We start from the raw sequence: 9,196 nt of genomic DNA on the forward strand, positions 1-9,196 counted from the left end.
CATCCTCGTCGTCCTCGTCGTCGAGGCTCAGTCCCAGCTCAGCGAGCTCGGCACGCAGGTTCTCCATCGACAGCTGGACCTCCTCGGCACCGGCGGCGTGCACGTGGCCGTGGTCCCCGTGAAGGTCGCCCAGCCCCTCGGCGTCCCCCTCCCCGGAACCCAGTGCCCCACCCAGCTCGGCGTAGGCAGGGTAGATGACCTCGCGTTCCAGCGACTCACGCAGCGGCTGGTCACAGAAGGCGTTCTCCAGCGCGTTCGTGGTCAGCTCCAGGAACTGCCAGTACTCCAGGTCGAAGTTCTCCGCCAGGGCCAGCATCTCGCCGGTCATCGTGCACCCGGACACCAGCCGGTTGTCCGTGTTCACCGTGCAGGTGAAACCCATCTCGTAGAGCAGGTTGAACGGGTGGTCGGCGACGGTGTCGCACACACCGGTCTGGGTGTTGGAGGTCGGGCAGATCTCCAGGGGGATCCGGCGGTCACGGATGAACTTCGCGACCTCACCGAGCTCGATCCCGTTCATCGTGGCGTCAAGGTCCTCGTAGATTCGCACCCCGTGCCCGATCCGCACCGCACCCTGCCGCAGGCCGTCGGCGATGGACTCCACACCGGCCGCCTCACCGGCGTGGACGGTCACGGGAACAAGGTTCTCCCGCAGGATGCGGAACGCCTCCACATGGTTGGACGGCGGGAAGCCGTCCTCGGCGCCGGCGATGTCGAACCCGACCACGTAGCCCTCGCCCGGGGTGTGGTCACCGTGGTTCTCGACGGTGAGCCGGGCGATCTCCGCGGCCCGGTCCGCGTGGCGCATCGCGCACAGCAGCAGCCGCACGTGGATACGGCCACCGCGCTCGGCGACGATCCGCTCACCTTCCTTCACACCCTGCACCGTCGCCTCGACGACCTCCTGCAGGCTGAGTCCCCGGGCCTGGTGCTGCTCGGGGGCGAACCGGAGCTCGGCGTAGCACACGCCGTCGGCGGCGAGGTCCTCCACCGCCTCACGGGTGACCCGCACCAGGGAGCCCCGGGTCTGCATCACCGCGGTCGTGTGGTCGAAGGTGGTGAGGTAGGTCGGCAGGTCCCCGGAGTTCGCCGCGTCGAAGAACCACTTCTCCAGCTCCGCCGCATCGGTGGTCGGCAACCCCTCGTACCCGGTCTCCGCCGCGATGTCGATGATGGTCTGCGGCCGCAGACCACCGTCCAGATGGTCATGGAGCTCCACCTTCGGGAGACGCCGGACGACGTCCGGGTCGACGGTGGAGGTCACGTCGTGCTCGCTGAATTCGCTGTCGCTCATGGTGTCCCAGGATAGCGCTGCTCCCGGCTCATGTCCGTGGCGGACCCCGCTACCGGTAGACCTACCGATAGACTCTGACAACTGATGACTGCACACACTCTCCCCCGGCGACGGGCCGCCCGCCCCACTCCCCTGGCCACGACCAAGGCGACCGCTCTCGCCGCGACCGTGACCCTGAGCCTCTCCGGGATCCTCGCCGGCCCCCTCGCCGCCCCCGCGGCCGCGGACACCGGCCTCAACGGCGTCGAGAAGAACGACTGGCTCCCGTTGACCGTGGACCCCGGCGCCCCGCTCCCCGACGACCCGTTCCTCGACACCGACTCCTGCCCGTTCGCCGAGGAGCTGCCGCCCGCCTTCGACAGGGACGCACTGCCCACCGCCGGGCAGGACGCTCCGGCGCCGGTCGCGGTGGAGCGGCCGGGCCCGGGTGGTGAGGCCCTCGACACCTGCGCCCCGGTGTCCGCCCCCGGCCTGAAGATGCCCGACCGGCTCAGCCTGGGCAGCTACGTCGTCTACGACGTCGACTCCGGTGACGTCCTGGCGGCCAAGGACCCCTACGGGCTCTACCGTCCCGCCTCCATCATCAAGGCCCTGCTGGTGATGACCGCACTGGACGAGCTCGACCCGGACCAGGTGGTCCCTGTCAGCGACGACGCTGTGGCGATCGACGGTTCGCAGGTGGGCGTCGGTCCGGGAGGACGGTACACCGCCAGGGAACTGCTGCTCGGTCTGGTGATGCGCTCCGGCAACGACGCCGCCATCGCACTCGCGGACGCCATGGGCGGCCAGGAGGAGACCGTGGCCCGCATGCAGGAACTCGCGGACTCCCTGGGCACCCGGGCCACCCGTGTGATGACCGTGCACGGGCTCGACAGTCCCGGTGTGCAGACCACCGCCTACGACATGGCCCTGATCTACCGTGCGGCCTTCCAACGCGCCGACGTCCGTGACCTGCTCGGCGAGGAGACCACGGACTTCCCCGGCTACGGCGACATGGAGGGTTTCGAGCTCTCCAGCGACAACGAGATGCTCTTCAACTACCCCGGCACCGTCGGCGGGAAGACAGGCTTCACCGACAACGCACGGCACACCTTCTCCGTCGCCGCGGAACGGGACGGCCGGCGGTTGGGGATGGTACTGCTCAACTCGACGATCGCGGCGGGGCGCCCGGCGGAACAGGCCAGCGCCGTCCTCGACGCGGCCTTCGACGCTCCCGCCGACGCGAGCATCGGCACGCTCAACGTCCCTGAGGGGACGGACGACGACACGGACGACTCCACGGAGGACGCCGCCACCGCGGAAGCGGTCCCGGACGGAGGTGCCGACCACGCCGGGGTGGACGCGGACAGCACCGCCACGGACGGCGTCGACATGCGCGCCGTCATCGGCGCCGGTGTCGCCGTCCTGCTCCTCGTGGGGCTCGCGGCCGGCGCGGCGCGCTTCCGCCGCCGCTGAACGGCAGCGTCACCTGCTGCGCTGCTTCCTGCGCTACTTCCTTCGGAACGCCCTGCCGAGCAGCCCGACCGCGGTCGCACCGACGGCGGTGCCGATACCGACCAGACCGGCGGTGCCGACGTTGCGTGCGCCCGGCCGGACCTCCTGACGCACCCGGATCACCGCGGCGGGCGGGGCCTCGGGAATCATCGCCGCCAGCGCCTCGGGGGTCGTGGCCGTCCACGCAGCGAGGTACAGCGTGACCCGCCACACGAGGTAGAGCACGACCATCACACCGATGACCGGGCCGAAGGCCGCTCCCGCCGGATTCGACAGCGCATTGGAGAACACGACCGTGGCGAACTGCTTGATCACCTCGAAGACCACCGCACCGATCACGGCGGCACGTGCCGCGGCCGGGCGCGGCACCCGCGTCCGCGGCAGGTAGAGCATCAGCCAGAAGAAGACGATCCAGTTGGCGACGAGCGCCACGACCAGGGCCACGAACCAGGTGACGAACCGGATACCGGGCACGTCGCCCAGGCCGACCGCGTCCAGGACGGAGCCGGTGAAGCTCCCGCCACCGATGGCCGTGACCGCGAAAGCCACCGCCAGCGCCAGCAGCAGCCCGACCAGGCCGATGAGGTCGCTGATCTTGCCCTTGACGAAGTTGTCGGCCTTGCCGTGGACCTTCCACATCTCGGAGACGCCGAGGCGCAGGTTGCCCATCCAGCCCAGACCGGTCCACAACGCCAGGACAAGACCGATGCCGAAGACGCTTCCACGCTGGTCGATCGCCTGGACGATGATGTCGTTGAGGGTGTTGCCCAGCTCGCCACCGGCCGACTCCGAGACCGTGTCCATGATGGAGTCCAGCAGCTCGTCGTTACCGGCGACGACCATGGCCACGGTGGCGAAACCGAGCATGATCAGCGGGAAGATGGAGAGGACGGAGAAGTAGGTGATGCCGGCGGCGAAGTGGTTCCCGCCCTGGTCGCCGTAGCGCTCGTTCATGCGCATCACGTGGTCGAACCAGGGCCACCTGTCCCGATACCGGTCGATCGCACCCGGCGAGTCGTCGGTGGACCGCTCAATTCCGTGGTCGTCCAACTTGTCCCGGTCGGAGGCGGTGATCGTGCGAGCCATCAGAGGACTCCTCTTGTGTGTCTCTATGCCGTCATGACGCCCCGCCGCAGACGGTGGGGCCGTGGGGCACCCACCCTAGTTCATGGACAGCGGGTAGGGCCGGATTTCGCGGTGTCCCCTTACCGCAGAAGCCCCATCTTCCCGTACACGTCGGAGACCACGGACTCCGCGACCACGCCGGCCTTCTCGGCGCCGCGGTCGAGGATCCGCTTCAGTTCTGCGGGGTCGGCCATGTACTCGTCGTACCGGGCCTTCAGCGGGGTGGTGAAGGCCTGCAGTGCGTCGGCGGTGTCCACCTTCAGTGCTCCGTACTGGGCGCCCGCGGCCTGGTAGTCCGCCACGATGTCGTCCACGCTGCGTCCGGTCAGTGCGGACTGGATCACCAGCAGGTTCGAGACCCCCGGCTTCGCCTCGCGGTCGAAACGGATCTCGGCGTCGTTGTCCGTCACGGCGGACCTGATCCGCTTCGCCGACGTCTTCGGCTCGTCCAGCAGGTTCACGATGCCCTTGGGGTTGTCCCCGGACTTGCTCATCTTCGAGGTCGGGTCCTGCAGGTCGTAGATCTTCGCCGCGCCCTCGGGGATGAACCCCTCGGGCACCACGAAGGTCTCGCCGAACCGGGCGTTGAAGCGCTCGGCGAGGTTCCGGGTCAGCTCCAGGTGCTGACGCTGGTCCTCCCCCACCGGCACCAGCTGTGGACGGTAGAGCAGGATGTCGGCCGCCATCAGCATCGGGTACATGAACAGGCCCGCGGACGTGCGCTCCGCGCCACGCTTGGCGGACTTGTCCTTGAACTGCGTCATCCGAGACGCCTCACCGAAACCGGTCAGGCAGGTCAGCGCCCACGCCAGCTCGGCGTGCTGCGGCACCTGGGACTGCACGAAGATCGTGGACTTCTCCGGGTCGATGCCCAGCGCCAGCAGCTGCGCGACCCCCGCCAGCGTGCGCTCACGCAGTTCCACGGGGTCCTGGTCGACGGTGATGGCGTGCAGGTTGGGGATGAAGTAGAAGGCGTCGTACCCGTCCTGCAGGTCGATCCACTGCTTGACCGCACCCAGGTAGTTCCCGAGGTGGTAGGAGTCCGCCGTGGGCTGGATGCCGGACAGGACGCGCTTGATCTGTGCTTCATCGCTCATGGGCAGTCATGTTACCCGGGCACTTTGGCGATCCGCAGCAGTGCCTCGGCATCCGGGTCGCTCACCCCCAGCGGCCGTCCCCGGGGATAGACGGCACGCAGCAGACGCCGGAACGTCACCCCCGTCACCGGTACCCGGACCAGCTCACCGGAGGACACCTGCGCCTCGACCGCCCGCGCCGCAATCACCGTGGGCTCACCCATGCCCGTCACCGCCGCGCGTTGCGCCGACAGCGACCCGAACTCCCCCGCCGGTTCGGCGATCGTCCCGAGCGCCGCCTCGAGGATCTCCCGGCTGCCCGACCCCCTCTCCCTCATGACCAGCGGGGTCCTTCGCAGCTCGCCGGCGTCCACCTCCCTGCCCGCCCAGGGGTGCGTCGGCGGGACGACCAGGATCAGGTCGTCCACCCCCACCACGTCCGACGCCAGACCGTGGGACACCTCCGCGCCCTCGACGAACCCGAGCACGCAGTCCCCGCCGGCCACGGCGTCGCACACCTCCGCGCTGTTGCGGGAACGCAGCTGCAGCCGCACCGTGGGGTTCTCCCTGTGGAACCGCGCCGCCCACGTGGGGAAGTACAGCTCCGCGACCGTGTTGGAGACCGCGACGGGGAGGGACCTCACCGCGTCCGGCTGCGTGGCCGCCGACACCGTACGGGAGAACTCCCCCGCCGCGGCGAGCAGGTCGCGCGCCGCGGACAGCACCGTCCGTCCACGTTCCGTCGGCTCCGATCCCCCCACACCCCGACGGAACACTGCGACCCCGAGGGTCTTCTCGGCCGCGGCCACCCGCGCACTCACCGTCTGCTGGCTCAGCCCCAGGTCACGCGCCGCGGCGGCGATACTGCGGTGCTCGTCCACCGCGACCAGGGTGGCGAGCTGCTCGATCTGCGGGACACGGGGGTACATACGTTCACTGTACCCCGTTCCACCAGTGCCGTTATCCCCGAGTGCCGACCCCGCCCGCTACGGTCGTGCCCCATGGACACCGTCACCGAACTTCCGCCTCCCGGCCCCGCCTGGGGCGGCGCACTGATGGGCGTCTCCATCGCGGCGACCATGACGGGGATCCAGGTGGGGACGACGGCCGGCGCCGTCGTGACCGTCATGGCGGCGCTCGTCCTCCTGGTCCTGCTCCTCCCGCTCCTCCCCGGCGCCGGGCGGCACGGATGGGCGACGACGGACCTTCCGTCCTGGTCGATGGTCACCATGGGTGTGCTCGCCCTCGGCTCGGCCGCGGACACCACCCTCGGCCTGACCACCGTCCACCAGGTCACCTGGGTCGCCGGGACGGTCGGTTCCGTCGCCGTCTTCGTCCCGCAGGTGACCGGCGTCGTCCGTGGCGCGCTGCCGCTCACCTTCCGGACAGCGCTCCCGCTGGTCACCCCCATGGTCGCGGCGACGAACGCGGCCCAGCTCGGTCACCCGCTTCCCGCCGCCGTCTGCTTCTGGGCCTCACTGGCGGCCGGGGTCCCCTTCTTCGTCCTCGTCTACCTCGCCCCGGCACGACGGCCGGCCGGGCCGTCGGCGGCGACGACGTGGATCCCCCTCGGCATCGTCGGGCAGAGCAGCACCGCCGCCCTGCTGGTCACCGACGGTTCCTCACTCGCCGGGACCGGACGGCTCTACGCCGGGGCCGTGCTGGCCGTCGGTGTCCCCGCCGCCGGCTGGGCGCTGTGGAACCACTGGGGGTCGCTGCTGCGGACACCTCCACGACAGTCCCTCGCCACCGTCGGCCCCGCCTGGTGGTCCGCCACCTTCCCCGTGGGCACCTGCAGCCTGGGCACCCACCAGCTCGCCGTCGCCACCGGCACCGGCTGGCCGGACGCGGTGAGTGCCGGCCTGCTCGGCCTGCTGGCGCTGCACATCGCACTGGCCACCGCCGGGCTGGCGGTACGTGCACTACCGACGGGTCAGCGGTACGTGACCAGCACCGGCGAGTGGTCGCTCCACCGCAGGTCGTAGCTCTCGGCCCGGTCGACCCACGCCTTCTCCGCCCGCTCCATCAACTCCGCGGTCACCGCCTGGTAGTCGATACGCCACCCCGCGCCGGTGTCGAAGGCCTGGCCCCGCCAGGTCCACCAGGAGTACGGCCCCTCCTCGTCCGGGTGCAGCCGGCGCAGCGCGTCAAACCACCGCGGTTCCGCCGCCGGCCCCCGCTCCAGCCGCTGCGCCGCCACGTCACCGGGGGTGTAGTCCACGGCGCCGAAGAAGTCGGCGGGGTCTCCCGCCGGGTTGCCGGTCCGCCCTGCGTCGGTGGGGTCGCCGATCTGCGTGGCCTCGTCCGGGAAGGTGCCGAACACCGAGTCCAGGAACGCCCGCTCCGCCGGCAGGTACCCCGACTTCTTCCGGTTCGGACGCCAGTTCCTCAGGTCCTGGCGCCGGTGACAGATGTTCCAGTCCCCGCCGACCACCATCTGCCCGTGCACCCCGGCCTGCTGGTCGAGGTAGGGCCCGAAGATGTCGAGGAAGCGGAACTTCTCGTCCTGCTTCGCCGTGCCCTCCGCCCCGGAGGGCAGGTACACGCTGGCGACCCGCAGGCCGGCCGTCGTGGCCTCGATGTAACGGCCGGCGTCGTCGAACTCGGTGCTGAACCCCTCCCCGAACCCGACCCGGACATCGTCGATGCTGTGCCGGGACAGGACGGCCACCCCGGCGCGCCCCTTCGCCGCGGCCTCTGCCTGCACCAGGTTCCACCCGGACTCCAGTGCGGGGGCCAGCGCCTTCTCGGTCTGCTCCGGGGTGGCACGCACCTCCTGCAGCAGCACCACGTCCGCGGGGGTGCTGTCCAGCCACGGCAGGATCCCGTGGTTGTCCTCGTTGCGGACCTTGGCGGCGGCACGGATGCCGTTGACGTTGACGGTGGCGACAGTGACGGTCATGCGGTCCAGACTAGCCGCGGGCCTCACTGCGGCGCCGAAGGAGGTAGGTCGGGATGAAGACCGCGATGCCGCACAGCGCCATCCCCACCCCGGCCAACGCCGGTGCCGAGTAGGAGTACCCCGCGCTGATCACCGCACCGCCGACCGCCGCACCGGCGGCGTTGGCCAGGTTCAGCGCGGAGTGGTTCATCGACGCCGCGAGGTTCTGCGCCTTGCCGGCCACATCCATCAGGCGGGTCTGCAGGTTGATCGTCATCACCGAACCCGACATAGCGACCAGGCCGAAGTTCACGATCGCCAGCGGTGCGACCGTGCTGGTGAAGTAGAACGCGCCGAGCATCAGGACCATCGCCACCAGGGCACCGAGGATGGAGCCCTCCACGTTGATGTCCGACAGCCGCCCGCCGAGGAAGGTGCCGGCCACCATGCCGATGCCGTAGACCATGAGCACCAGCCACATGAACTCCTCGGGGAACCCGGCGCGCTCCGTCATCGTCCAGGAGATGTAGGTGTACACGCAGAACATGCCGCCGAAGCCGACGGTGCCGAGCAGCAGAGTGAGCATCACCTGCGGGTTGACCAGTGCGCCGAGCTCCGTCATCGGACGTGTCGGTGCCATCAGGGTCATGTGCGGCAGGGAGAACCACAGGCCGACGAGCGTGACCACGCCGATCAGCGCCACCACCGCGAAGGCCGCGTTCCAGCCGAGGGTCTGCCCGACCCACTGTGCGGCCGGCACCCCGGCGACCGTCGCCACCGACAGTCCCATGGAGACCTGGGCCACGGCCCGTCCCCGCTGCCCGGCGTCCGCCATCGACGCGGCGATCAGCGCGGCCGCGGCGAAGTAGGCGCCGTGGGGGATGCCGGCGATGAATCGGGACAGCATCAGCAGGCCGTAGGAGCCGGCGAGGACGCTGAGCGCGTTACCCACGGTGAAGGCGCCCATGAGCAGCAGGACCAGGCGCCGCCGCGGCATCGCCCCGGTGAAGGCGGTGATCACCGGGGCGCCGACGACCACGCCGAGGGCGTAGGCGGTAATCACGTGGCCGGCGGTGGCCTCGCTGACGGAGAAGTCGTCGGCGATGTAGTTGAGCAGTCCCATCGCCACGAACTCGGTCGTCCCGATGCCGAAACCGCCCAGCGCCAGCATGAGGATCGCGATCGGACGCCGCCGACGGCCCATCTCCGTCTGCCGGGGCAGGGGACGGCGGGCGGGACGGCGGGCCGGACGACCCGGTTCGCCGAGCCGCTGCAGTCGTGACGGGGTCGCGTTCGGTGGTTCAGTCACAGATGGTCTCCTCGGGG

General features: G+C 70.3%; 8 protein-coding genes. 2 read left to right on the forward strand and 6 right to left on the reverse strand.

Features of this window, described 5'->3' with window-relative positions:
• Positions 1–1,294 (reverse strand): adenosine deaminase (locus tag Q0A34_RS01905; RefSeq protein ID WP_291477942.1); only part of this gene is annotated, 1,294 nt, incomplete at its 3' end.
• Positions 1,295–1,378: 84 nt separating this feature from the next.
• Between Q0A34_RS01905 and Q0A34_RS01910 the strand changes: the two genes are divergently transcribed.
• Positions 1,379–2,749 carry a serine hydrolase gene (locus tag Q0A34_RS01910; RefSeq protein ID WP_291477944.1) on the forward strand — a complete coding sequence of 457 codons (1,371 nt, stop codon included), beginning with the start codon at positions 1,379–1,381 and terminating at the stop codon, positions 2,747–2,749.
• Between the two features lie 33 nt (positions 2,750–2,782).
• On the opposite strand, the gene Q0A34_RS01915 is transcribed toward Q0A34_RS01910, so the two are convergent.
• The 3 genes from Q0A34_RS01915 to Q0A34_RS01925 form a co-directional block, all read right to left on the reverse strand.
• The gene (locus Q0A34_RS01915; protein ID WP_291477946.1) at positions 2,783–3,874 is read right to left on the reverse strand and encodes a YhjD/YihY/BrkB family envelope integrity protein; all 1,092 of its coding nucleotides are present in this window, start codon (positions 3,872–3,874) and stop codon (positions 2,783–2,785) included.
• A 119-nt stretch (positions 3,875–3,993) separates the two neighbouring features.
• A complete protein-coding gene (gene trpS, locus Q0A34_RS01920; protein ID WP_291477949.1) occupies positions 3,994–5,010 on the reverse strand; it encodes a tryptophan--tRNA ligase in 1,017 nt (338 codons plus the stop codon).
• Between the two features lie 11 nt (positions 5,011–5,021).
• On the reverse strand, positions 5,022–5,918 hold the full coding sequence (locus Q0A34_RS01925; RefSeq protein WP_291477951.1) for a LysR family transcriptional regulator: 897 nt from the start codon (positions 5,916–5,918) through the stop codon (positions 5,022–5,024).
• A gap of 72 nt (positions 5,919–5,990) precedes the next feature.
• Here Q0A34_RS01925 and Q0A34_RS01930 point away from each other — a divergent pair, with 72 nt between their 5' ends.
• The gene (locus Q0A34_RS01930) at positions 5,991–6,974 is read left to right on the forward strand and encodes a hypothetical protein (protein WP_291477952.1); all 984 of its coding nucleotides are present in this window, start codon (positions 5,991–5,993) and stop codon (positions 6,972–6,974) included.
• Here the strand turns inward: Q0A34_RS01930 and Q0A34_RS01935 are convergent.
• Together Q0A34_RS01935 and Q0A34_RS01940 are read right to left on the reverse strand one after the other, a co-directional pair.
• Positions 6,923–7,891, reverse strand: coding sequence for an exodeoxyribonuclease III (locus Q0A34_RS01935; RefSeq protein ID WP_291477954.1), 969 nt, complete (start codon positions 7,889–7,891; stop codon positions 6,923–6,925). The two genes, Q0A34_RS01930 and Q0A34_RS01935, sit on opposite strands and share 52 nt — an antisense overlap.
• 10 nt (positions 7,892–7,901) lie before the next feature.
• Positions 7,902–9,074, reverse strand: coding sequence for an MFS transporter (locus tag Q0A34_RS01940; RefSeq protein WP_291477956.1), 1,173 nt, complete (start codon positions 9,072–9,074; stop codon positions 7,902–7,904).
• Positions 9,075–9,196 lie beyond the last annotated feature (122 nt).

The organism is Corynebacterium sp. (assembly GCF_022712195.1).
GTDB lineage: Bacteria > Actinomycetota > Actinomycetes > Mycobacteriales > Mycobacteriaceae > Corynebacterium.

Excerpts from the sequence above, each read along its gene's own strand:
- Q0A34_RS01910 (WP_291477944.1), top strand. The coding sequence starts at position 1,379 with ATGACTGCACACACTCTCCCCCGGCGACGGGCCGCCCGCCCCACTCCC.
- Q0A34_RS01915 (WP_291477946.1), bottom strand. The coding sequence starts at position 3,874 with ATGGCTCGCACGATCACCGCCTCCGACCGGGACAAGTTGGACGACCAC.
- trpS (WP_291477949.1), bottom strand. The coding sequence starts at position 5,010 with ATGAGCGATGAAGCACAGATCAAGCGCGTCCTGTCCGGCATCCAGCCC.
- Q0A34_RS01925 (WP_291477951.1), bottom strand. The coding sequence starts at position 5,918 with ATGTACCCCCGTGTCCCGCAGATCGAGCAGCTCGCCACCCTGGTCGCG.
- Q0A34_RS01930 (WP_291477952.1), top strand. The coding sequence starts at position 5,991 with ATGGACACCGTCACCGAACTTCCGCCTCCCGGCCCCGCCTGGGGCGGC.
- Q0A34_RS01935 (WP_291477954.1), bottom strand. The coding sequence starts at position 7,891 with ATGACCGTCACTGTCGCCACCGTCAACGTCAACGGCATCCGTGCCGCC.
- Q0A34_RS01940 (WP_291477956.1), bottom strand. The coding sequence starts at position 9,074 with ATGGGCCGTCGGCGGCGTCCGATCGCGATCCTCATGCTGGCGCTGGGC.